The 22,549-nt window shown below is 56.2% G+C and carries 23 protein-coding genes; 10 read left to right on the forward strand and 13 right to left on the reverse strand.

Going from position 1 to position 22,549, the window contains the following annotated elements; translation table 11 throughout:
- Positions 1 to 751 precede the first annotated feature (751 nt).
- The 4 genes from BN874_RS07810 to BN874_RS07825 all read left to right on the forward strand — a co-directional run bounded on the left by BN874_RS07810 (position 752) and on the right by BN874_RS07825 (position 5,661).
- A complete protein-coding gene (locus tag BN874_RS07810) occupies positions 752 to 1,843 on the forward strand; it encodes a ParA family protein (protein ID WP_034431923.1) in 1,092 nt (363 codons plus the stop codon).
- Between the two features lie 133 nt (positions 1,844 to 1,976).
- Complete coding sequence (locus tag BN874_RS07815) at positions 1,977 to 2,960, forward strand: IS110 family RNA-guided transposase (protein ID WP_034431924.1); 984 nt, start codon at positions 1,977 to 1,979, stop codon at positions 2,958 to 2,960.
- A gap of 455 nt (positions 2,961 to 3,415) precedes the next feature.
- The gene (locus tag BN874_RS07820) at positions 3,416 to 4,771 is read left to right on the forward strand and encodes an AAA family ATPase (RefSeq protein ID WP_034431926.1); all 1,356 of its coding nucleotides are present in this window, start codon (positions 3,416 to 3,418) and stop codon (positions 4,769 to 4,771) included.
- Positions 4,768 to 5,661 carry a hypothetical protein gene (locus BN874_RS07825; RefSeq protein ID WP_034431927.1) on the forward strand — a complete coding sequence of 298 codons (894 nt, stop codon included), beginning with the start codon at positions 4,768 to 4,770 and terminating at the stop codon, positions 5,659 to 5,661. The genes BN874_RS07820 and BN874_RS07825 overlap by 4 nt, the downstream gene beginning before the upstream one ends.
- Positions 5,662 to 5,756: 95 nt before the next feature.
- Here the strand turns inward: BN874_RS07825 and BN874_RS07830 are convergent, their stop codons facing one another.
- The 9 genes from BN874_RS07830 to BN874_RS07865 form a co-directional block, all read right to left on the reverse strand.
- A complete protein-coding gene (locus tag BN874_RS07830) occupies positions 5,757 to 6,095 on the reverse strand; it encodes a helix-turn-helix domain-containing protein (protein WP_195912134.1) in 339 nt (112 codons plus the stop codon).
- Between the two features lie 77 nt (positions 6,096 to 6,172).
- Entirely contained in the window at positions 6,173 to 6,397 is a 225-nt protein-coding gene (locus tag BN874_RS07835; RefSeq protein WP_034431929.1) for a hypothetical protein, read from the reverse strand.
- Positions 6,398 to 6,607: 210 nt separating this feature from the next.
- Positions 6,608 to 6,865, reverse strand: a complete 258-nt coding sequence (locus BN874_RS07840; protein ID WP_034431930.1) for a hypothetical protein — start codon at positions 6,863 to 6,865, stop codon at positions 6,608 to 6,610.
- Positions 6,862 to 7,074: a hypothetical protein gene (locus BN874_RS07845; RefSeq protein WP_034431931.1), complete on the reverse strand. Its 213-nt coding sequence runs from the start codon at positions 7,072 to 7,074 to the stop codon at positions 6,862 to 6,864. Before BN874_RS07845 ends, BN874_RS07840 begins: the two co-directional genes overlap by 4 nt.
- Before the next feature lie 172 nt (positions 7,075 to 7,246).
- Positions 7,247 to 8,155, reverse strand: a complete 909-nt coding sequence (locus BN874_RS22375) for a hypothetical protein (RefSeq protein WP_051497574.1) — start codon at positions 8,153 to 8,155, stop codon at positions 7,247 to 7,249.
- The gene (locus BN874_RS22380; protein WP_051497575.1) at positions 8,142 to 9,140 is read right to left on the reverse strand and encodes a hypothetical protein; all 999 of its coding nucleotides are present in this window, start codon (positions 9,138 to 9,140) and stop codon (positions 8,142 to 8,144) included. The genes BN874_RS22375 and BN874_RS22380 overlap by 14 nt, the downstream gene beginning before the upstream one ends.
- Positions 9,137 to 9,991, reverse strand: coding sequence for a P63C domain-containing protein (locus tag BN874_RS07860; protein ID WP_034431932.1), 855 nt, complete (start codon positions 9,989 to 9,991; stop codon positions 9,137 to 9,139). Before BN874_RS07860 ends, BN874_RS22380 begins: the two co-directional genes overlap by 4 nt.
- Complete coding sequence (locus tag BN874_RS24365) at positions 9,988 to 10,308, reverse strand: hypothetical protein (protein ID WP_154724806.1); 321 nt, start codon at positions 10,306 to 10,308, stop codon at positions 9,988 to 9,990. The genes BN874_RS07860 and BN874_RS24365 overlap by 4 nt, the downstream gene beginning before the upstream one ends.
- Positions 10,274 to 10,582, reverse strand: a complete 309-nt coding sequence (locus BN874_RS07865; protein WP_034431933.1) for a hypothetical protein — start codon at positions 10,580 to 10,582, stop codon at positions 10,274 to 10,276. The genes BN874_RS24365 and BN874_RS07865 overlap by 35 nt, the downstream gene beginning before the upstream one ends.
- Before the next feature lie 115 nt (positions 10,583 to 10,697).
- Between BN874_RS07865 and BN874_RS07870 the strand changes: the two genes are divergently transcribed.
- Together BN874_RS07870 and BN874_RS07875 are read left to right on the forward strand one after the other, a co-directional pair.
- Positions 10,698 to 11,060 (forward strand): helix-turn-helix domain-containing protein, encoded by a 363-nt coding sequence (locus tag BN874_RS07870; RefSeq protein WP_034431934.1) that lies wholly within the window; start codon positions 10,698 to 10,700, stop codon positions 11,058 to 11,060.
- Positions 11,061 to 11,153: 93 nt separating this feature from the next.
- Positions 11,154 to 11,987 (forward strand): 3'-5' exonuclease, encoded by an 834-nt coding sequence (locus BN874_RS07875; protein ID WP_051497576.1) that lies wholly within the window; start codon positions 11,154 to 11,156, stop codon positions 11,985 to 11,987.
- A gap of 110 nt (positions 11,988 to 12,097) precedes the next feature.
- Here BN874_RS07875 and brxL read toward each other — a convergent pair whose 3' ends face one another.
- Positions 12,098 to 14,143 (reverse strand): BREX system Lon protease-like protein BrxL, encoded by a 2,046-nt coding sequence (gene brxL / locus BN874_RS07880; RefSeq protein WP_034431935.1) that lies wholly within the window; start codon positions 14,141 to 14,143, stop codon positions 12,098 to 12,100.
- Positions 14,144 to 14,294: 151 nt separating this feature from the next.
- Positions 14,295 to 16,604, reverse strand: a complete 2,310-nt coding sequence (pglZ, locus tag BN874_RS07885) for a BREX-1 system phosphatase PglZ type B (RefSeq protein ID WP_034431936.1) — start codon at positions 16,602 to 16,604, stop codon at positions 14,295 to 14,297.
- 190 nt (positions 16,605 to 16,794) lie between these two features.
- Between pglZ and BN874_RS07890 the strand changes: the two genes are divergently transcribed.
- Positions 16,795 to 17,268, forward strand: a complete 474-nt coding sequence (locus tag BN874_RS07890; RefSeq protein ID WP_034431937.1) for a hypothetical protein — start codon at positions 16,795 to 16,797, stop codon at positions 17,266 to 17,268.
- On the forward strand, positions 17,256 to 18,032 hold the full coding sequence (locus BN874_RS07895) for a DUF1828 domain-containing protein (RefSeq protein ID WP_154724807.1): 777 nt from the start codon (positions 17,256 to 17,258) through the stop codon (positions 18,030 to 18,032). Before BN874_RS07890 ends, BN874_RS07895 begins: the two co-directional genes overlap by 13 nt.
- Positions 18,033 to 18,378: 346 nt before the next feature.
- Here BN874_RS07895 and BN874_RS07900 read toward each other — a convergent pair whose 3' ends face one another.
- Positions 18,379 to 19,431 (reverse strand): IS110 family RNA-guided transposase, encoded by a 1,053-nt coding sequence (locus BN874_RS07900; protein ID WP_034431939.1) that lies wholly within the window; start codon positions 19,429 to 19,431, stop codon positions 18,379 to 18,381.
- Between the two features lie 177 nt (positions 19,432 to 19,608).
- Between BN874_RS07900 and BN874_RS07905 the strand changes: the two genes are divergently transcribed.
- On the forward strand, positions 19,609 to 20,148 hold the full coding sequence (locus BN874_RS07905; RefSeq protein WP_154724808.1) for a hypothetical protein: 540 nt from the start codon (positions 19,609 to 19,611) through the stop codon (positions 20,146 to 20,148).
- Positions 20,132 to 20,395 (forward strand): type II toxin-antitoxin system RelE family toxin, encoded by a 264-nt coding sequence (locus BN874_RS07910; RefSeq protein WP_034431941.1) that lies wholly within the window; start codon positions 20,132 to 20,134, stop codon positions 20,393 to 20,395. The genes BN874_RS07905 and BN874_RS07910 overlap by 17 nt, the downstream gene beginning before the upstream one ends.
- A 199-nt stretch (positions 20,396 to 20,594) precedes the next feature.
- Here BN874_RS07910 and BN874_RS25495 read toward each other — a convergent pair.
- Positions 20,595 to 22,549: Eco57I restriction-modification methylase domain-containing protein (locus BN874_RS25495; RefSeq protein WP_034431942.1), on the reverse strand; the 1,955-nt coding region annotated here is incomplete at its 5' end.

A 22,549-nucleotide genomic window follows, 5' to 3' on the forward strand; every position in this document is an offset into this window, starting at 1 on the left:
CGCACCGGGGACGCGCCCCATGAGGCCCGCGAGGGGCCACGGGGGCATAGGGCGCGAGCTTGCGAGCGGCGACCGAAGGGAGCGAACCCTTGCCGCCGGGGATACGCGGGACCCAATGGGCGCTCCCCGTGCAAGGCTATCTATCCCGTGGCGTGGGTTTGACCTTCTAAAGCGAAGCCGCTCTGCGGCGTTTTCTCAATGGGGCGTCCCCTGGTTATTCCGTTGCCGCAGACCGCGACTGCGCACCAGCGAGTCGTAGCAGCGGCGACGCGTCCATTGCGGTATAACCGGGGCGTGGGAACATCGCGGGAATGACAGCGGTTAAAGCGATTTCAGGGCTAAATTCGGTTGGAAAAGGCGGGAGGTATGCTCTACCCTTGAATCACTGCTTGGTAGATCGTTACGCAGCAGGGCAAAAGCGGCATCCGCAGATATTTAGGCGTTCTAAATCGGCTTTAACAAAGCGAATTTCTGATTTAGACCGCATGGTGAGCTTTGGGTGTCACCGACTAATGCTAGTTCATCGGCGCTACGCGCCGATGAACGGGCGCGAGTTGAGCCGAACTTCGCGTTCTTGGCGCTGCGCGCCGTCGAACTCTCCGTTCGAGCGGACCCCGCTCACTGCGTTCGCGGCTGCGCCCGCTTGGGGTTTCTAGGCCGGCAAACCGGCCTTTCCACCCACGCGCGGGGGCCGCTCAACTCGCACCCCGTTCGACTGACAAGCACAGATACAATCCACGTGGAGCCCGACATGCCTAAAGTGATTTCAGTTTTCAATAACAAGGGTGGAGTAGGAAAGTCTACAATTTGCTGGAACCTGGCGGACTCACTTGGTCGGCTCGGCAGAAGAACGCTTCTCGTAGATTTCGATCCGCAATGTAATCTTTCAATTGCTGTTCTTGGCGATAAGACCTTTGTCGATGTTCTTCCAACTCAAAATGCACCATACGGTCAAGCAATTAGAGCATTCCTCCAACGATTTCTCCAGAATACAGGTGGCGAGCAAGTATTTCTTCACCAAGGTCGGCACACAAACGAAAATGTGAAGTTGGTGGCTGGTGATTTCTGGCTAAATGTCTATGCTGACTCCTTAAATGTTGGCAGTGACCTTCTTTCTGGCACAGGACTATCAAGGTACGTGGCCTTGCGAAGAGTAATTGAAATGGCGGTGGATCAAGCAGGCCACGATTTTGATTATGTGCTCGTTGATCTGCCTCCATCATTCGGGGCATTAGTGCGAGCGGCGTTTTATTCTTCTGACTACTTTATTGTCCCCTGCACTTCAGACAACTTCAGTGTCTATTGTATTGGCCTGATCGGCCAGATGGTCCCTTCCTTTATTGATGATTGGCACAGTGGCCTGACTCGATTTAAGGCATCGAACCCTCACTTCACTGATTTTGACGATTTTGGGAAGCCTGTATTTGCCGGATGGATATTTAATGGGTTCGATACTGCTAGGCGTCGCCGGACTCCGGCTCAAATTGCGGCTGGCGCACCAATGGGGCAACGTCAAATGAACCGTGCCGACGCAACAATGCATCAGCATGCTGAAAAGGCCATTGCGAATGGCCTTATTGCACAAATGAATGGCATTAACCATTACATTGCTGTCGCAAACATACCTACTCAGAACAGCATGATTGGTGATATTGAGGACGCAAATGTCCTTATTCAAAATAGCCTTTGGCTCAATGTTCCATTGAGTCAACTTGCAGCCCACCAACAAGTTGTTGACCTTCGTGATAGAGCAGCGTGGGCGGATAATCAACTTGAACAAATTACCCTGCTCGGACAAAAATTCGAGGAGTGTGCACGGAATATCCTCAATATCTGTGTCTAGGAAAGTCGAACAAGACGCTCAACCGGACGCCTTCGGCGCCGGTTAGCTAATGACATGGACTCCCCCTTCCCTGACGGCAGCGACGGGGCCAAACTGGGAATGACGCATTTCCATTGACGGTGAGGGGATTGACATGAACGCGACACGCATCGGGTTGGATATTGCCAAGCCGGTGTTCCAGGTTCACGGGGTGGATAAACTCGGTCAGATAGTTCTTCGCAAAACCCTGAAATGGGATCAAGTGATGAGGTTCTTTGCCCATGTACCGGTGGGTCTGATGGGCTTGGAAGCGGGCGGTGGTTCCCACGACTGGGCACGGGAGCTAACCCGGTTGGGGCACGAGGTGAAATTGATCGCCCCGCAGTTTGTCGCGCCGTATCGGAAAAGCGGCAAGAACGACAAAAACGACGCAGAAGCGATTTGTGAAGCGGTGGGTCGCCCGAACATGCGCTTTGTGCCGATCAAGAGCGAAGAACAGCAAGCGGTATTAATGATCCATCGAGCGCGGGAATTGGCGGTGAGTGAACGAACGGCGTTGGTGAATCAAATCCGGGGGTTGTTAGATGAATTTGGGGTGGTGGTGGCGCAGGGGCGAGAACGGATCGAGAAAGAATTGCCCTTGATCCTGGCGAATCTCGACCAGGGTTTGCCAACCTTGGCCCGGGAAACCTTTACCGAGTTGGCGGCGCGGTTGCGGGAGTTGAATGAATGGATCACGAGGGATGATCGGCGCTTGCAGCAGATCGCCCGTGAGTCGGAACCGGCCCGGCGGCTGATGACGGTGGAGGGCGTTGGCCCCGTGACGGCGACGGCCGTGGTGGCGAGTGTCGGTGAGGGTCATGAGTTCCACAGTGGTCGGCAGTTTGCCGCGTGGCTCGGCCTGACGCCCCGCCAATCCTCCAGTGGAGGAAAAACCCGCTTGGGCGGCATCAGCAAACGAGGGAATGTTTATTTACGGACCTTACTCATTCACGGTGCCCGTTCGGCCTTACTTCTGACGGGTTCGCGCCCGGATCGAAAAAGTCAGTGGGTGGAAGCGCTCAAGGCGCGGCGCGGCCCTAATATTGCGGCCATTGCCTTGGCGGCCAAACATGCTCGAATTTTTTGGGCGATGTGAGTTCGGGGTGAAGCCTATCAGGTGGTGGCGGCGTAATCGGAAATCTAGCTATGAGCGATAAGCGGAGGAGGTGCAGAGGACGTTCAAATTAAAGCCGAGTTCTTATTTCATCGTGGATGGCCCGTTGAGTCGGTTGTTTTCAATAGGGGCTATTCATAAAAAGCAGCAACCCTGCCGAAAGATTGCCTGGATCGTGGAGTGGATGGAAACCGGTAAGACCAGCACGGGTTCAACCTGATAACGTCTTAGGTCGTTTCAGACCGTTGAGCTAATGAGGCACCCGTGCGCGAATGTCATCAGGGCCAGAGCGTATGCTCATGAACAGGCCGGATATATGCGTGCAGTCTAACCTTGGTTTCTCAAGCCCCAACTTTCCTTGCAAACTGGGGGAGTCCATATTTGGCGTTAGCCTTCTCTAGGCAGAATTGACCGTAAGCCATCACAAGAGAATAATTATGGAAAAACGAATTGAGAGAATCGAGATTGACAAGTTGTTTGGTCGCTTTAACTATTCCATTAACCTCGCCGAACAGAATCAGGGAATATCTATATTAACTGCACCAAACGGGTACGGAAAATCAACAATCCTAAAGATAATCAGCAGCTTTGCATCAGGTGACCATTATTATTTCATCAGCGAAAAGTTCAGAAGCATCCGCTTTTTCCTATCTGATAATGAAGTCGTCGAAGTCATTCATATCGATGATGATCATGAAAACAATCAAGTCACAGTTCGTACTGGATCAAATATAACAAAGATAAAAGACCCGTTTGGAAATCAGGACGGTGACGAACGTTTATTTGTAGTTGAACGGGCTTTGCCATTTTTAACTCGAATAGGTCCAAAAACGTGGCGGCATGATCGTACTGGAGAAATATTTGATCGCGTTGAAATACTATCTCGCTATGGTGATCACCCAGTATTCAGGCGACACATTAAGCGCGACGAATGGCTTGAGAAAATTAGAAAATCAATAAAGGTATTTTCCATCCCCACCAACCGCCTCAAATTCGAGGAAGATTTTAACATTCGAGGACACGTTGCGGCCAGAAGTAGCCTGATGGTAGAGACCCTAGCGAAAGAGATTCAGGAGAAAATGCAATCTGCAATCCGGAATCAATTCGAAGAAGGTCGAAAGAAGGAAACAAATTTTCCAACTCGGCTTATGGAGTCGCTAAGGGAAGGGATCGCGCCGCCAAGGGAGGCCATTATCGAATCCATAAGATCCGTTCAAGCATATGAAGAACGCTATGGACGGCTTGGACTAGTTCCCCATACTGGAACAACGAAACAACTAAATGTCCATGCTGAATCAACGGAAAATGCAGGTATGTTGGTATTGAAGACCTATCTGGATGACATTCGTGAAAAATTTTCTTTGCTCGAAGACCTAGCTCAGCGTCTCGATGTTTTCTGCAGCTCCATCAATGGACTGATTGCCTTTAAAGCAATTGGAACCTCAGCCGATGAGGGTATTGTTGTTAGAGTAAATGACGGAGAAAAGCAAGCGTTACCCCTATCAGTCCTATCGTCTGGTGAACAACACCTGATCGTCTTGATTGGAAAGCTAGTTTTCAATACGAATAGGGGTTCGCTTGTACTGATCGATGAACCAGAAATTTCATTTCATCCTGAATGGCAAGAAAAGTTTCTATCAATTCTTGAGAAAATTCGAAAACTCAATGGATTCGCTGTACTCCTCGCAACTCACTCGCCGATACTTATCGGAGATCGATGGAGCAGCGTAATCGAGCTTGCAGAACAACATCTGGTGACGGGCGAACAACTCGACCTTGGAGCGCAATTATGAGTTCGCTCCGCAAGTTTCAGATAGAGCCAAATTATATTCTTAATAATGCGTTAAGCATGTTCCGAAGCAAGAAGATTCGAACAGCTATTGTAGAGGGGGTGTGCGACAAGCGTTTTCTAAGCCAATGGATTCCGTTAAACGCAGCGATTCGGTTTGACGGGCTCAACGGAAAACTACTGGTAGACCTCGTGTACAAAAACTCACGATTGAAACCATATTCCGATTACGAGTTTCTATATTTCTTCGCCGACATCGACTTTGATGTCATTACCGAACAGCCATTACATAATCATCCAAAGTTTATATACAACGTTTTTTGCTTTGAAGAGAATCGGCTTCACTACAACGATCTCGAAACGTACCTGATAAACACGAGCGCCTTTGAAAAAGTGTTAGTTAATTTGGATATCGACGTAAACGAAGCCGCTAGTCTTCGCGAGCGATTGGAACGAGCATCGCGGGTTACAGGAAGCCTTCGAGCGGCAGATATTATTGTTCAGCGATCCAATAACCTACGCTCAAGCATTCTAAATGGATTGGAAATTCGGCCTTTCTTTAGCTCTCGCGATATCGCCATTGATCAGGGCAAACTCTTTAAAGCCCTTCCTACATGGTCAAATTATCGCGAGTACACGGACGACCTCGTCGAAGCGGCTAAACGCCTTGACCGAGAATTGCCTTTAGGCTGGTCTCTATCCAGAGGTCACGATTTGACAGAGATGCTTGCGCTACATCTAGAGTGTCGTGGTCAAAGGGGTATAACCGCAGAAAAGCTTGAGCTTATGCTGCGGCTTGCCTGCGAACTCGCTGAATTTCAGGGTAGTCCAATGGGAAAGCGACTTACTGCATCGGGGGGTATGACAGCCATGTCGCCCGCGTGTGAAGGCTAACCCTACGGTCCACCGGACACTGCGCGGTAAAGCCGTGCAACGCCGGTTGGCTCCAAGCTCAACAGCGGTTAAATCGCCTAAATCCAAGTAACCCCCTAACCCTCCCTTTCCATGCTCTGATTCCGCGCCAACCAATTCACCAGCGTTGTATGTTCAATCCGGCGATGACAGCCAATGCGGAACGATTCAAGACTCTGCGGCGGTCGGCATGAACTCTCAGGCTGTTCCGCCAGTTCGCACAACTGCCGTAAGGTTGTCGGGCTGATGCGCAACAACCGGCACACTTCCCCAGGGCGATAGACCGCCCGCCGCTCTATCCGCTCGGCTTCCAGTAAGGCGTTAATCTGCACTTCCGCTGCTCGGCTCAAGGCTTTCCTGTGCGCGTAGGCGCGTCTTGTGTGGGTGTAGAGGCGTAGAGGCTCGCTCTCCTGCATTCCTACTGGCATCTCCTACCCCCTACCCCCTTCCTCTTCATCACGGCTTTATTTGCGAATCTATCGCCGCTTCCGGGCTATTTGCGCGTCTTCTTTTTATCCGGCTTGCTGATGTTCCAAGCGACTCTGATCCGCTTCCAATTATCCAGTAGTTCATTGTGCGTAAAGTTCGGATGGGCTTCGCGCCATTTCGCAAATTCCACCCGCGATCCGCGTTCGCGGTCGTTGAGGCTGGCGGATAAATCCCGTTGTGGCGGTTCGGGTGCTTGAAACAACAGGCTGGCTTTCATGCGGCTGTTCATAGGTCAATGATTCCGGTTTCGTGATTAAGGTGCGGTGCGGTCGGCGTGGCTCTATCTTCTGGGTATTGCGCCGGTGCCAGTTGCTTCCCGCAATGCGGGCAAAAATAGCTTTTATCGGCGGGCGCATTCTCCAAATGCCACCATCTTTTGCAAACCGTACAGCGGCAATGCAGTACGGTTTCTATAGCGTGGTCATATTCGGGGAAGGCGTTAATCGTGGGCATCGTTCATCCGCTCGAAAGCAACCGCCAGAATATCCAGCGTTTCGCTCTGCTGCATGGAGTCCACCAGCGCCGCCATTGCGAACCGCTTCAATGCCGATGCCGCGCTCAGTGCGTCCTTGGGCGTCATCAATAGGTCGGGATGCCCTAGAATCTGGACTAAATCGCCTCGGCGTTGAATGAGAAAATCGGTTTGCATCTGTTCGCCGCTGGCGCAAGAAATATAAACCGCTCGGTCTTCGCTCATGGCTGAATCCCTTTGGTTTCTGACTCGATCAGCAGCAGATGGGCGCGGGTTCCTAATAAAACCGCTTCGACTTGCTCGATACTGACCCTTTCGCCGTAGGCTCTGGCGGCGTCGCGAATTTTTATCAGGAATGCGGGCGATAAAATCCAGCCGTCTTTACGCTGTTCATCATTCGCTGGCGGTAATAAGCCCCATTGTTCGCTATTCATGCGGCCTCCTGTGCTGCGTCGTGATCGCGCTGATGCTGTTGCTGGTACAATTGGTGCTGGTGCTGTGCGATCCCGTCTGCAAATGCCTGTAGCCGCCGATCCATCGCCGCCCATTCCAGGCAATCACGGCAATGCTTTTGGGCTGATGGACATCCGCACTGTTCACAAGGCGTCATGCCGCCGCCTGCCCTGTGTCGTTATCGCGCTGGTTCTGTTCCAGCAATCCCCGAATCGCGGCCTTCTTCGCCGCTTCCTCGTCGCGTTGCTGCTGGCGTTCCTCGGCGCGGCGCTGTTCGGATTCAGCCAAACCGGTTCGCAGCATCGCGGCCAAGGCGCCGGGCCGTTGATCGGGCGGCAATTGGGTCAGCGCCTCGGCGCGTTTGATGGCCTTTTCCGCCAATGCCGGGTTGCAGTGGTGAAGAATTTGCGCCGTCTGTCTCAAACTTGCGGCAATCGCGGTCTCGGCTTCACTGGCGGCTGGCCCCTCCAACAACCCGGCGACTTGGCAGATCGCGACGGGCGTTGCTCCGGGAAGCAGGGCGCGTACCGTGTCCACTCCGATTCTGCGGGCCTCTACGGCCTCTCTGAGCCGCGTTTGCCGCAAAGTAGGGTCAGTGCCTAGCGTCGGCGTCCATCGGGGCGCTACGGCCATTTTTCGCGCTTTTTCGACTTCGCGGGTGTAGGTCTCCCGAAACGCCAGCCGCGCCCCGACCTCGTCGCCCAGGTCGAGGATCGGCTGACAGGCGGTCCAGCCGGCCCGCATCTCGTCGGTCAACACGGCGGTTTCTCGTTCGTCGCGGATCACCCTCAGCAACAATCCCCACGCTTCATCCGCACCGGGCCGGTCGTCGGCGCTCTGCATCGCGGCGAGCTGCCGAAAAATATCGGCGGGCTTGGGGAGATAACTGCCGTGCTTCGGATCGGCTAGATGCCGATTGAAGGCCGTCTCAACGGCGGGGAAGGGCACAGCGGCTAAAAGCCCGATCCAGTCGGCGACGTCTTGTCCGGTCACTTCCAGTCGGTGAAACCGCCAAACCTTTTGCAGCAACGCGGTGAATGGGATTTTGTCAGTGGGTTGCATAGCATTCGCCCTCGATGATTCTGCTGGCGTTCTGAGCGTTCAGGCCGCGCAGGATAGTTTCAAACTCTGCCGCTTCTGGCGTTTGCGGCGCGGTGGCATTGCTGGCGGTGCGGGTTCGGGCGGTGTCCGGGAAGGTGCGCAATTTCGCCCAATCGTCCCTGACAGCGTTCCTGAAAGCCGCTGTCCAATCGCTGTACTGATAACCCTTGGCCTTGGCCTTGTCCCTGAAGCTGTCGAGGTGTGCTGGAAGGTCGCCGTAGTGGTGCTGATCGGCCCATGCCTGGATTTCCGGCGTGATGGTGAAGTCCGCAGGGAGTGACGTTTTGGCGGCGGCGCGTTGTCCTGTGCTTGCCGAAGGGCGTTCTTTCGACGTGGCCTTGGCTTTCGCGGGTTTCGCCGTTGCTTCGGGCGCTGTGTCGGGTTCGACTTCCGGGGTTGAAGGCATGGCCGTAGGTGTGGGTGCGTTCGGCGCTTGCGCCGGTACTCTCCCTTCCTCTTCCCTTCCTCTTCCCTTCCATTCCACTTCCACTTCCTGTGCTTCTGGATGCGTACCGGTACGCACCTGGGTCTGTTCTGGAACGCACCTGGTATGCACCTGGGTCTGTTCTGGATGCGTTCCTTGTTCTTCCGCCGTTGGCGCTGGCCGATAGTCCGGGATTTGGCTGCCTGCTTCGATCTCTTTGCTCTGTAGCCGCTGGTGCTTGGTGAAGCTTGGAATCCAGCCGTATTTCATCCCGTCCACTTCGTAGCTTTGGATGAAGCCGTGGCGTTCCAAGGCGTTGAGGACTTGCGCAAAGTCGATCAGGTCGTGCGGCAATACGTCGAGCTTTAAGGTGCGGGGTTTCCAAAGAAAACAGCCTTTGAAGTCGGCGACCGTAAACAGACCAATGAACGCCAGCCGCAACGGCAAACCGCTTTCGAGTTCGGCATCAAACAGGCTTTCATGGCGGAACAGTTCAGGCTTAACGGTGCGTATCCGGCTCATCCCCGCGCCTCCTGCGGATAGAGAATGGGGAGTTGTCCCTTTTTGAAAAAGGCTACGCGGCAACGGGCTTCAAAGTCGGGATGATCGGTAGACGACCGCGCAATCATCATCACGGCATCGCGCTGTTTCTCCATCAATTGCAAGCCGCCTTCCGCCGTGAGCCATTGGTGCATCTTGTCGCTGCCTTGGCGCTCCTTAATCTCGATCAGGATTTCAGGCGGAAACACCGGCTCATAAACCCATTGCAGGGTGATTTTTCCAATGATGTGGGGCTTGGGTTTGGCGGGGTGGTACTTCCAGCCGAAGAGCCGGTAGATCGCTTCGTAGAAGTCAGGATGAAACCGCCGCTCCCAGTCGGCAGCGGTAAGGCGGATGAGCCGCGTAAACAGGTCTTGCAGGGCATCGGGGGCGCGGTGGTATTGATAGCCGGTCGCTTCGTCAATCAGGGAGGCAATGCCGACTTTGGCGAGGGATTCCTGAATAGCAAGGCACGGTTCAATCAGTCCACGCCGTTTTTGATGCAACGTGCCGGTCACGGCTTGCCGGATCACACCCGCCGCAAAATCGGGTATCACATCGCAAGGGATAAACCGGGCATTTCCGCCGTGAGGCATAATGACTGGCGACTCTGTTTTATCAAACATAACCAATGACTTAGGCGCGATTTCAGCCAAAAAAGAGCGAAAATGCGTACTCGGATTGTTATTCCTGAAACCCACGACCCGCATGACTTGACGGCGGTTGAATCCTCGCTCGCCATTCGCCAATACCAGGGCTTCACACTCAACGTCTGCGCCAAAATGGACGGTTCCGTAATGGGTCACCCGAATCAGATCGGTGTTTGCGCTCATCCCCGCGCCTCCCAACCGTCGCGGTCGGCCACGGCGCGGCGGGCGTCCGGCTTCTTCTGCCAGGTGCCGATATGCCAGTGGTCACACGGGCTGCACCGATACACCTTGCGGTTTCTGCTGCGGTCGCCGAGATGCTGGATGACGCGCCATGCTTTCGCGGCGGTGGCGTAGGGAATTTTTCCCGTCGCTTCACAAATTTTTCTTGATGGGCCTGATTCGGCGCTTGATGCGCCTGTTTTTTCCTGTGAATTCCTGCTATTCATTACTGAATTATGACAATAACTAAGACTGCATAGGGTTTTGAGGGCGTCGGGCATGGCGGTTCTCTCGATTCTGGGCAGGAGTCGGTAGCGGGTCGTTAGCGCGATCCGCGGCGGTTGAAGGGGCTGACGTTGCGGGCTGGGGCTGAATCAGCCGTCGTAGCGCGATGCCAATGGATTCGCCGGGGTCTATGACGAGACCTGTGCGAATCCGTGAGATCGTGGACTGTGGCCGTTGGATGGCTTGGCCGATGCGGTTGTCACTCCATCCGGCGGCGTTGAGCGTCAGGATGATTTGTTGGGCGGTCTGTAGTTCAGGCTGGTTTTTCATGCGCTCATCCTAAGCAAAGTTGCATTGAATATCAATGCAACTTTGCTAGTTGATCCCGTTATGCACTACCGCATAATTCACACCCTCAAAGTTGGTTTGTGGATGGGGGTTTGCTATGAAACTTCATGAGGTTTTGGCTGGGCTACTGGATAAGCATGGCCTTTCTGATAATCAGCTTGCCGAAGCCGTGGATATGAGTCAGTCCACCATTACCCGGATTCGCAACGGGATTTCAGTCGATCCACGCAATGGGACGGTTCAGCCGATTGCTGATTATTTTGGGGTGAGCTTGGCGCAACTGCGGGGAGAGCAGCCGATTCCGGGGCTGTTCGAGGCGGGCGCTAAAGCCGAGCAGCCGATTGGCGCGACGTTGACGCCCGAAGAAATTGATTGGGTCAAGATGGGGCGGCAACTGTCGCCGAAACATCGGGAGGTGCTGCGGGAGTTGATGACGGTCTATGCCAAGATGGATCGGTAGTTGACGGATGGAAGGGCGATAAAGGGCAAATCGCCCCGGTCGTTGCCCTTGGAATGGGTTCAACCGAAGACGGCGATTCCACGCAAGAGTGCTATGGCCAATCCCTTACATTTGTTAGTTCTCGACCTCGAAACCCGTCCCGATACCGCGATTCTGCCCGCTGACCGTGATCCGTCCACGTTCCCCAAGCCGATCCAGCATGAGATCGTGACCTTGGGCTTTCTGCTGGCGCGGATTGAGCGCGACGGGCAAGGCGAACGCTATGCGGTGCGCAAGCTGGGCGCGGCCAGCATGGCCGACCGCAGCGAGCGCGAGTTATTGGCCGGGTTCTGGCAGATGGTGGATAAGCAGAAGCCGCGTCTGGTGACTTGGAACGGGCGCGGCTTTGATGTGCCTGTGCTCAAACAGCGGTCGTTGCTGCACGGCTTGAGCGCGTATCAGTGGCATCGGCTGGACCCGCGCTATGGGTATGATTTTCGGTATGAAGTGAACTGGCATTGCGATTTGATGGATGTGCTGAGCGATAACGGCGCGTCGCCGCGTTTGAGTCTGGATGAAGCGGCGCGGGCGTTGGGATTGCCGGGCAAGTGGAACGGTCACGGTTCGGACGTGGCGGAACAGGCGCACGCGGGCGATTTCGCGGCCATTGACCGCTATTGCGAGGGCGATGTGCTGAATACCTTCGTGCTGTATCTGCGCTGGGCGTATTTCAGCACCCGAATGACCGTGACCGGTCATAACGCGACGGTGCAGAACCTGCTGGACTATCTGGAACGCGAACGGGATAAACGGCCGCATTTGGGCGAATTCGCGGATCGCTGGCAAGCCAGTGAACGGCCTTGTCCGCTGTTCGTGCCGGAAGTGCAGGGTGAACCAGGGCCGCAACCGTCCGAGGCGCACTTGCGCAGCGAGGACGTGTTGCCGTAAGCCCGGCCTGTTTCAAACTTCCGGGTCTAAATCAATCCTATCCCGCAATGGAATCACCCATCACTGATTTGACCGATAAGCCCCAAAATCGGAGTAACACCGGGCATCACCTAGTCGCTCAGGGCTTTGAGCAGTGCGTCTTTGGCATCCGCGTAATACACCACGGTGATTTTAGTCGCCAAGTCATCGGGCAGATCAAACAATTGCTTGCGGGCCGAGACCGGCATGAGGATTTTCCGCGCTCCTTTATCGGCGGCCAGTTCAATGATGCTGACCGCGTTGTATAGCGGTTCGATGGAACCGCCGAGATTCAGCCCGCCGACCACCACCAGCCCGCCTTCCAGACTACGCTCGACCAGCGCGGAACTCAGCGCCAGCAAAATAGGGATTCCGGTCGCTGCCGCACTTTTACACGCATCAAAGGCGCGGAATTGCAGGGTGAACTCATGGGCGCGGGGGTCACGATCCCCGACCAGTTCCCTGGATCGGGCGTAGAGATTCTGCTCGGCGCAACGCACGCTTTCTTTGAGCGGTCCCGGTGGGCTTTGATTGAGAATCCGTAAGCCACTGCCAGGGCCTTCGGTGACTTCAATGCGAAACAGGCCGGGATTTTCATCGGTGCTGCCGGGCGACAAGGCCCAGACCTGACCGGCCGGGAGTGGGTCGCTGCCGATACTGTTTTCGTGCCGCAGTTCAGGCGTAGAAACAAACTGCTCGATGCCGTCCGGGAGCAGGGTGAAGCTGAAATGGGTGTTGCGAAACTCGGCGGCGCCGATGCGCTTTTGTTGTTCCTTGACCCGGCGACGGCATTCCAGCGCCAGCTTGGCCGCCCACTCCAGCGCGTCGTCGGGAATCGAGGCTTCGGGATCGGGGAACATCAGTTTGAGCAATCCGCTCATGGTTTTTTGGGTGGCTGTGGTGTCGCGGCCACTCAAAGCGCCGCCGAAATGGATACGACCCTGGAAGTGGTTGACCCGGCTTTGCGCCCGCAGGTGATTCCAGCAGGAGGAGAGGAAATCGCTGACCAGGCCAAAATGTTCGGTCAATTGCTCGCGGTTGACTTTCGGCACGTCCCAGCCGGGAAAGTAGGCATGGAGGCGGTCCATAAAGGCGGTGTCGTCGCGCATTTCGGGCGGGAGCGGGCCCAGCAGGTGACCCATCCGTTGCTGGTGTTCAACATCCACTTCAAAGTTGCCGACCATGACCATCCCACCGAAACCGCGAATACTTTCCTTGCCCCGGCTAAACTCGCCGGACTCCATATAGCCTTTCATGATGTTCACGCCGTCTTTCTGATCGAAAGCAATGCCAGCGACTTCATCGAAGCAAACCACATCGTATTGGCAGACCAGACCGCGCTGGCCGTTCTGGTTGTTGACGAACATCTTGGCTACGGTGGCCTTGCCGCCGGAGACCAAATGCGCGTAGGGCGAAACCTGTTGGTATAGGTGGCTTTTGCCGGTGCCGCGTGGCCCCAGTTCAACCGCGTTATAGTTGTTTTCCACGAACGGAACCATCCGCAGCAGCATGACATCGCAAGTGCGCTCGCCGAGAACCGCCGGTTCCAGACCGATGCTGCGCAGGAGTAAATCCCGCCATTCCTGGAAGGTGAACAGCTTCCGCCCCGCGCACAGGGTTTCCAGCACATTGCGCTTGGAGAGCTGGATTTCACGCAGCGACTCGACGCCGAACGGCCGCCCGTTTTTTTCCTCAGCGATGTGGGGGTCGTAAGTCAGATCGATTTCTGCATAAAAACCGCCGGTGAGCATCCGGTCGTGGGTGTTCACCAGCTCGTCCTGAATCCGTACATCGTTCAACCGCAGGCTGGGTAGTTCGGCCAGAAAGCAATTGTTTTTGGCGTCCAGCCGGGCCTTGATCAGATCGATGATCTTGACCCGACCCTGTTCTTTGGCGCGGGCCTTGAACAGTTCTTCCTCGCCGGCCCGGACGGTTCGGCTGGATAATTGCCGTTGCACTATGGCCAGTCCTTCCTGAATTTCAGTTTCGTCCACGCTGGCGCAGTAGCGCCCTAGCAGAAACTCCGCCACATAAGTAGGTACTGGATATTGGCCTTTGAATTGGCGCACCAGGTCTTTGCGAACCAGGTAGCCCTCAAAGGCTTGGGCGGCGATGTGGTCCAGGGCATCAAGCTGCATAGTATTGAAATCCTGATTTTATGGAGTAAGGGTAGGGCGGGTTAGCGTAGCGTAACCCGCCGCCCCATTGATTCAGCCAAGGCGGGTTACGGCTGCCGCCTATTTAGCGACTGGCGGCGGGTTACGGCTGCCGCCTAACCCGCCCTACAACTTAGCGTTCCCCAATGACGACCGGGTGCTTCAACAACGGTTGGCCGGTGGCGTCAATGACGACGAGCCAAGCGTCGGTTCCCAGCGTCTCATCATCGGCGACCAGCAGGCTGGTTTTCTGGCCGGTGGCTGCGCCGGTCATTGGGCTGGCAGCCAGACTGGTAGCGGCATCCGCAACTTGGCGGCGGAGATCCACGGTCAAGCCTTGCGCGCCTTCCAGCACCACGTTGAGCCGCAATCCCAACCATTTCAGGTCTTTCAAAACGACTGCTTTCGTTCCGCCGCCGACCTGAGCCGTGACCGTTAAGGACGGAATCAACGCTTCCTGTACCGTCAATCCACCGTGGGCATATTCCATTCCGGCGACGAAACAGGAAACGCCGGGAGCCAGAACGACGGCTTCGGCGGCGTCCCAGAACCAGGCGGTGAGCGGGTAGCCGTGCTGGGCATCGGGATCAGGCAGGGCGCAGCGACTCCAGCGCGATGCCGTCAGATGTTTGGGCAATTCGGCTTTGGGCAGCCCGCCGGGGAGCATCAACCAGCCGTGATCGGTGATGACGTGGACCTTGGCCCAGCCAGCGTGCAGGAGATCGGCGATGCGTTGCTGCAAACCCGCCAACTCTTCCTCAACCCGCCACGCCAATTTTGCGCCTTGCTCATGGCCGTAGGTGTCTACCGAGCCGTATTCAGTCCAGGCGCAGCCGGTGGGTAAACCCAGTGCGTTGGCTTCGAGGAATGTCAGTCCGAGTTCAGGTAACAGGGCTTTGAAGCGGGCTTGAACCAGCGCCTTGCCGGTGTGGCGTTCCTTGACTTGAAAGCCAACGCCTTCCAGCGGCCCGCCGAGTTTTGCCGCCAGCGGTTGCCAGGCGGGTTTCGCGGTGGCGGTCACCGTGGGCAAGGCGGACCAGTCCCAGGTCAGGGTGATTTCACCGGCCAGACCGGCAGCGCGGAGCCGGGTTTCGAGACAGCGGGCGAGATCAAGGCGCAAGCCGTCAGCAAATAGATAAACCGTGCCGGTTTCAACGGGTAGCGTGCGGCAGTGTTGCGGGCCGGTGGTGGGATAGGTCGCCGCCAGCGATTGAGTGAGAGAGGCGAACTTTTCCAGCCACGGCAGATAGATCGCCCGGATCGCAGCGGTGACGGCTTGGGTGGCGGCGCTGGAACGGGCGGCGGCCAGGGCTTGCCCCACGCTGCGGTCGGCTTGCCAGCCCCGGGTCGCGTAATCATCGGCCAGCGCGTCCCAAGTGGTGGGGGTCCCCGACGTTTGAACGACCTCGGCGGCTTCGCGCAAGTGGCCGATGGACAATGCCAGCGGGGATTCGCCCAAGGTCGCCCAAACCCAGGTGGCGCGGGGGGCGTGTTCGGCGGCCAGGGTCTTGATTTTGGCGAGGGCTGCTTGGGGCGAGACCGTCGCCAGCGCCAGCAGATCGGTTTCCAGTCGTTTTTCCGCGTGTTGATTGGTGCGTGGCTGATATTCGCTGGGTTCTTCAAACAGACTCAGCGGGGGCAGTGATTCCAGCCGCTGTTGGATGCCCGGATAGGCGCGGGGGGCTTCCTTGTAGCGTTCCCAGACCAGACTCCAAGCTGCTTTGCCGTGAGTCAGCTTTTCGGTGGCGGTGAGTACGCCGTCTTTCTCTGGATCGAAGCCGTAGCTGTCCCGACAGACCGCCCGAAAACTGGCCCATTCCGATCCGGCGCGTTCCAGTTCCCGTTGGATGCGGGCTGGATCGCCCATCCAGCGCAATAGAGTTCGCACCGGGTCTTTGGTGACCAGGGCGCGGAAGTCCGCCGCTTCCAATTTGCACCCGCGCAGGGTTGCCACTTCCACATCCAATAAGGCCCGCAGGCTTTCCTGAAGGGCTTTTTGCGTGTCTGGATCCGTCGCTACGTCGAGGCCAAGGCCGCCGGCGGCGCTTGCCAGGAAAGCGCAGGGCGTCCAGTCCTTGCCATTGTTCTGGGTCCAGAATTGCCCTTGGAATTGCAGCGCGAACAGGTGCTGTGCGGGTTTTGGGCATTGGGCGGCGCTGCGAAAGGCCGGGCGACCGATGCCGGGCAGGTAGATCACCGGTACGGCGGTGCTGGTGTGGGTTTCCAGTTGGTAGCGCAACCAGACTGCCGGACCGGTGGCGGTTTCGGGGGCATAGTCGCCCAGTGACCACAGCGCGGGATGGTTGGCCCGCAAGACTTCAATGCATGGCGTCCATTCTTGCGCCTCATCAGGCCACAGGATTAACCGGGGCGCGGTCAGTTCGTGCGAGTTGTAGGCGGCGGCATCGCGCAGGGCGTGGAGAAGGGCGGTCAGAATGGTCATTAGGATTGGATTGTTGGCTCATTGTAGGGGGTTAGCGTAGCGTAACCCGCCATCATCGGGGATTATCCCCACAACGGCGGGTTACGGGCTGGTGCCCTAACCCGCCCTACCTGTAGTTGTTTTTCCAGAGCTATGGTTTCATATATTGCGATGCGAGTCTGTCCATTTTCCTCAAATTCTGGATACAAACATGAAACGGCGCGAGTTGCAGGCTCTCCAGAGGGTGCCGGATAAGCGATTGGAAGGTTGCCAGTTCGGCCCTTGTCGCAAAGGTAAGTTGCCCAAGCCACTCGAAAAGCTGGGCGGTGAACGCTTTAAGGTTACGCCCCTCTATGAAGTCAATCCGACGCTGCGTGCGGTTTTTATCTGGAAGACTGCGGAAGTTCGGGAACAGCGGGCGTTGTATGGGTGGCTTTTTCAGGAGACTCCCCGTGGTTTGGTGCCGCTGGTTCGGCTGGATTACCACCCAAGCCATAAGAATCTGCATCTGGTGCTGAATTGCGAGCGTGATTTGGACTTGACCAATCGGGGCTTGCCCGGTTGCAAAGAACTAGCTTTGCATGAAGTTGATTGGGACCCGGATGATGCCAGCGACCGACAGCAGTTCGTGAAGGTTTTTTGTGAGCGGTTGAAGATTGATTTGGAGCAACCATGGCTGCTATGACGATTCATTTAGCGATGGGTCCCGATTTTCACATTCGCCCGACAGCCAGCGGTTTTCTAATCGTGACTCCGTGGCGGTATGACGACGGGGATGCCATTGTGGTGTACGGGGATCGCCAGCCTGATGGGCGCTGGTGTATTCATGACAGCGGTGATGCCGCGTTACGACTGATGTTCGACAGCGTTGATCCGGATACGGCCAAGATTCAGACCTGGCTGCTAGAGCAAACCCTGCGAGTGCAATGGAACGAGGCGTTGAGCCAACTGGAATGTCTGAATGTCGCCGAGCCGGACCAGCAGGCGGCGGTCTTTCGTGTCGCGCAAGCGGCGGCGCAATTGCAGGCGATGACCGCGCTGCGGCTTTCGCGGGAAGAGTCACGCTTCAAAAACGAGGTGGTCGCCGTACTTCAGCAAGTTCAGCAGGAAACCGGCGTGGATGCCCGCTATGACGTTCCTCTGGATACTGAACGGTTGTTCATTGCGGATTGCCTGTTTCTGACCGGGCGGCCAGTGGCGGTGTTGATTGCCAGCACGACCGAGCGCTTGCTGGAGGCAGAATTAGCCTGGTCGCATTTGCGGCGGTTGAATGATCACACCTTGGTGATTGCCGTGATTGAAGATGCGGCGAAAATTGGCCGGAGGCAAGCGGCGCGCGCGCCTTACTTCACCGATAAAACGTATTTCTTCCATGACTTTGAAGCGACGTTTCACGAGGCGATAAGGGATACGCTGAAAGGCTCTGTAGGGCGGGTTAGCGAAGCGTAACCCGCCCTCACTGGGGATTCTGCGCTCTTGGCGGGTTACGGCTAACGCCTAACCCGCCTATATGGACTCCTCCCTTTTTGCAAGGAGACGGAATCAGTGATCGGCGTTGAGAATCGGTTGCAGTCGTATATCCGGCCTTGTTGGAGAACCTAACAGGTCTCCGGGCCTTCATGGAATCCGCGTACCAGGAGCCTATCGCTGCAACGGCTTGGTGGAGCCAACCGAGTTATCGGCTTTTCCGGGTACCGGTCCGACCTATGGCGCCATGATCGTTGAGGGTCTCACTCGCAAACCTGGGTGAGGAACTCAAGTTAAGGGTTAAAGAAACTGACGGCGGGTGCAGGGGTTAGGCCGCAACCGAGACGAAGTCACCGTTAAACGTGCGCCCTTGGCGGACCACGGCGAAGGCGATGCGGGCCAGTTTGTTCGCCAGCGCGCAAGCGGCCTTGTTGTGACCGACCCGGGCGGCGAGATCGACCGCCCAGCGCTGAAGTCGAGTCAGGGGCTTCTTCCCGGTGCGGTCTTGGGTCATGGCCGCAAGCAAAGCCGAGCGGGCGCCGTGAATGAACAGCATTCGCAGGTAGCGGTCGCCCCGCTTGCTGATGCCGCCCAGGCAGCGGTGTTGACCGCTGCTCGACTCGCACGGGGTCAGGCCCAGCCAGGCCGCGAGATGGCGACCGTCACGGAACGCGGTCATGCCACCGACGGCGGCTATCAAGGCGGTCGCGATTAACAGACCAATGCCGGGCACCGTCATCAACTGTTGTACTTCTGGCCGGGATTTGGCCTGTGCGCGGAGTTGTTGCTCGAGCGCAGCAATGCGGCTCTCGAGGATGCGGATTTCCGCGATCAGTTCGCTTATGGCCGGACGCAGCGCCGGTGGAATCGGTCCCTCCTCCTCTGCTAGCCAGGTCGGCACCTTTGCCAGCACCTGCGTTGCCCCTTGGGGCAGTTCGAGGCCGAACTCCCGCAACAGACCTCGGGTGGTGTTGATGCGGTCGGTGCGGGTCGCCATCCAGGCACTGCGGACCCGGTGGAGACCCTGAAGACCCTGCTGATCCTCAGTCTTGACCGGCACGGGCAGAAGATCACCGCAGCGGTCGGCTTCCAACAACGCCGCAGCGTCAGTCCGGTCGGTCTTGTTGCGACGCACATAGGGCCGTACATGCTGCGGTGGCAGTAGTTTCACCGTATGGCCTTGAGCCTGGAACGTCCGCGCCCAATAATGGGCAGTGCCACAGGCTTCCATCACGATCCGGCACGGAGGGCGGTTGACGAAGAATCGAGCGAAACCCTCTCGCGACAGGCGCTTACGCTCAACCAGACGACCTTGTTCATCAGTGATCGCCAACTCGAAAACGGTCTTTGCCAAGTCAACAGCGACGGTGGTAGCGTTCACGCTCGGACTCCTTCTGCTCGATGAATGGGATCGGTTCGCCCCTCCATTCTGGCACTCTCGATGCCGATGAGGAGCGGGAGGAGTCCATCCCATCACTACACCGCTACGCCGCTTGCGAATCCAAGTTTAGTGAAAAACGATTCCAAGGATCACCCCCTGTCAAAGGCGCAAATAACAATGGCGACATTAACTGAACAATTATACCCGACACTTGAGCGACTCTCTCAAGAAATTGAACTTCTACAACAAACTAATGTGGTTGCCGCCAAGGTTGGACGATTATTTGTAAGTCAATGGAATATGGCGCTAGCGATGCGTCGGGAGACGCGCGCATTGCGTGATCGGGTCGAATCAATAATTCAGAAAGCCCGCACGGTCAAGATGGAGATTGACCCGGATGATGAATTATCCGAACTTCTCTGGATGCATCAGCAAGCAATTAAGCCGATGATCCAAGCCTGCAATGAGTCACTGCATTTGAAAATTTCAATGGGAGCGCGCTGGATGATTCGTTGGTCTCGGCGATTATTGATCGCCAGCCATGCGGATTTGGATTGGAGCCGTACCGCAATCATGAAGCATAACGATGAGGTCACGGAGATTGAAGACGCTTACTGGGTTGCCGAAGCAGAAGCAGTACTCGATCGCATCCATCGCGGCGAAGAGCGCGTGATAACTTTAGATAAGTGGGGAACCCGGCATGGCTTGGGCAACTGAGCTAACGGAAAGCGCTTCGGATACCCTGGATGCCCTCGACTCCGCTATACAGAAACGCATCTGGAAGTTTTTGGATGAGCGGCTATCAAAACTTGATGACCCTCGACAAATTGGCAAGGCGTTGAAAGGCAACCATGCAGGTCTGTGGCGCTATCGCGTTGGTGACTACCGATTGATTTGTCAGATTGAAGACACCAAGCTGATTATTCTTGTGATCAAGATCGGACATCGCAAAGATGTTTATTGAGTTTCGCTGAATCTTTGCATCGAAGTCGTTCCATTTAGCCCACGCCATGCGGGCTTTTTTATGCCAAAACCCACAGAAATTTTCTTAGTAAATCCTCAGAGACTGTTTGAAAAGTCGTCATGTTGCCAACCGGTTATAGTCTTCCTAAGTAACCCGCCATTACCGGGGATTCCTCACAACGGCGGGTTACGGCTTGCGCCTAACCCGCCCTACGCTGCTGCTTATAAGCCAAAGTCAGATGCACTTCATTCCAGCGAGCGCCAACGAAATCCTTACCGCCGGTCGGGTCAGTGCCGGGGGATTTTTCGCACCAGAACCACGGGTAATCGGCTTGAGGGCGGTGGGGTTCGGTGCCGCGATCTTTGTCTTTGAGCGCCAGCGGGACGCTGCGGAACAGGCCCGCGCCTTTTTTGCCGACATCGCCGGCGAGCAGGAAGGGGCGGATGTTCTGGCGGATGCCGTCGTTGAGGTCGGGATGCCAGCCTTGCGCCTGGTCGTGCAGCGGTTTCCAGCGCACGAAAATGTCCAGCGGGGCTTCGCCGATGAGAATGGCGGTCAGTTGGGTCTGGAGTTTTTGGGCTGCGCCGAGCCGCACCGCTGCGCCGGGTTTGTCGGCTTTGGCGTCTTCGGCCTGTTGCTGAATCCAGTTGCCCAGGTAGCTGTAGGTCAGCTTTTGCAGGGTGGCGTGGTCGAGCGTGTGATAGTTGACCAGGGCGTGGAAGCCATCGGGGCGACCGTCCCAGAGGTGCCAGATGAACGGGCGGTCGTGGAAGAGTTTGGCGTGTTGGGCGAAAAATTCGTCGCGCAGCCAGTCTTCGAGGTTTTTGGCCTGGCTGCCTTTGAGTCCGGCGCGGGCGATCAGGGCGCGTTCGTCGAAAGGACCCAGCGCGGCGTGGAGGAGTTGGCGCAGGCGGGCGGCGGCAGGTTGTTCGCGGTTGAGCGGCGGCAGGCAAACGATGCCGTCATCATCGGCGAAGGCTTCCAGTCCGTCCGGGCCGAGGGCGGGGCAATCGGGGAAGCTGGAGCCGGTTTGGCGCGGCCAGCGGTAGCCGAGCAGGCGAGCCACGGCGACGTGCAACGGTTGGTCGGAGCCTTGGGGATGGCCGTTGAACAGCCATTGCGTCGGGTCGTCGCTGTGCGGCTTGGGCAGACCGTCAGGGTATTTCTCGGCGGCGACCGCTTGCCAGTGGGCGAGGTCGAAGGGGATTTGCGCTAAGGTGCCATTAGCAACCGCAACCTTCTGATCAAGCTGACGAACCTGCTTGGCAAAATCCTCCGAAGAACAAAATGACCAAAGCGCAAGAAGGTTCTTTGAATCTCGCGGGACAATTGGGGCTACGTTACTGTCGAAGGCGTCCCCTTGATAAAAAGTGACTGGGAGCGATGCCATTTGGCTAACTGCTACACCAATTCGACCCCATCCGCCTTGACCTTGGTTCCTTGCTATTTGGACACCAGCGTTTTCGTACCACAGTATTGATTCTCGGCCTGCAAATGAAATCGTTGCGGGCACGGTGCTTTGAAAGAATCTCCACGGTTCATGAATAAATGGCATCTCCCAAAAGAAACCGCGAAATCTGCTATCGTCACCAGTTTTTAGTCCCTGAAAAGAAACAGCAAATTGCCTCATTCGTGCAGCTTCTTTCAACAATCCAATTACGATTTTGTGGTCTGGATTATTGATCTGTGTCTTTTGTGAAGTAAGCAACGGCAGGACGGTTTTCAGCGCATCCGCTTTTTCTGCACAACTTTTTAGACTAGAAACATCCAATCCAAGCGTTGAGTGTTCATCTTGTGGTTTTGGCGGGGATACGCAAAGAAGCATCACGTTGAAGTCCCACATCGGGGTCTGGAATGCTTTTGGTCCAAGCAGAGCAACGTAACTCCATTTTATTTCTTCTAACAGTCGTTTACGGAACTCGATGTAGCTGGTCTGGAAAAGCCAATTTTGGGGAGTAACTAAGGCAGCAGTACCAGCGCTCGCCGCACAAAAGTTGAGACATCGCTCAACGAAGCAAGTGGCTAGGTCAGTCATAGCCTCGGTATGAATTCGTTCGCAATACTCCTTGAGCGCGTCATCCTGTTTGCCACGCCCTAAATACGGCACATTGGTCATCACCAGCGTGAAGGATGCAGCGAGCAATTCAGCGGCTT

Origin of the sequence: Candidatus Contendobacter odensis Run_B_J11 (assembly GCF_000531125.1) — a bacterium.
Taxonomy (GTDB): Bacteria; Pseudomonadota; Gammaproteobacteria; order Competibacterales; family Competibacteraceae; genus Contendibacter; species Contendibacter odensensis.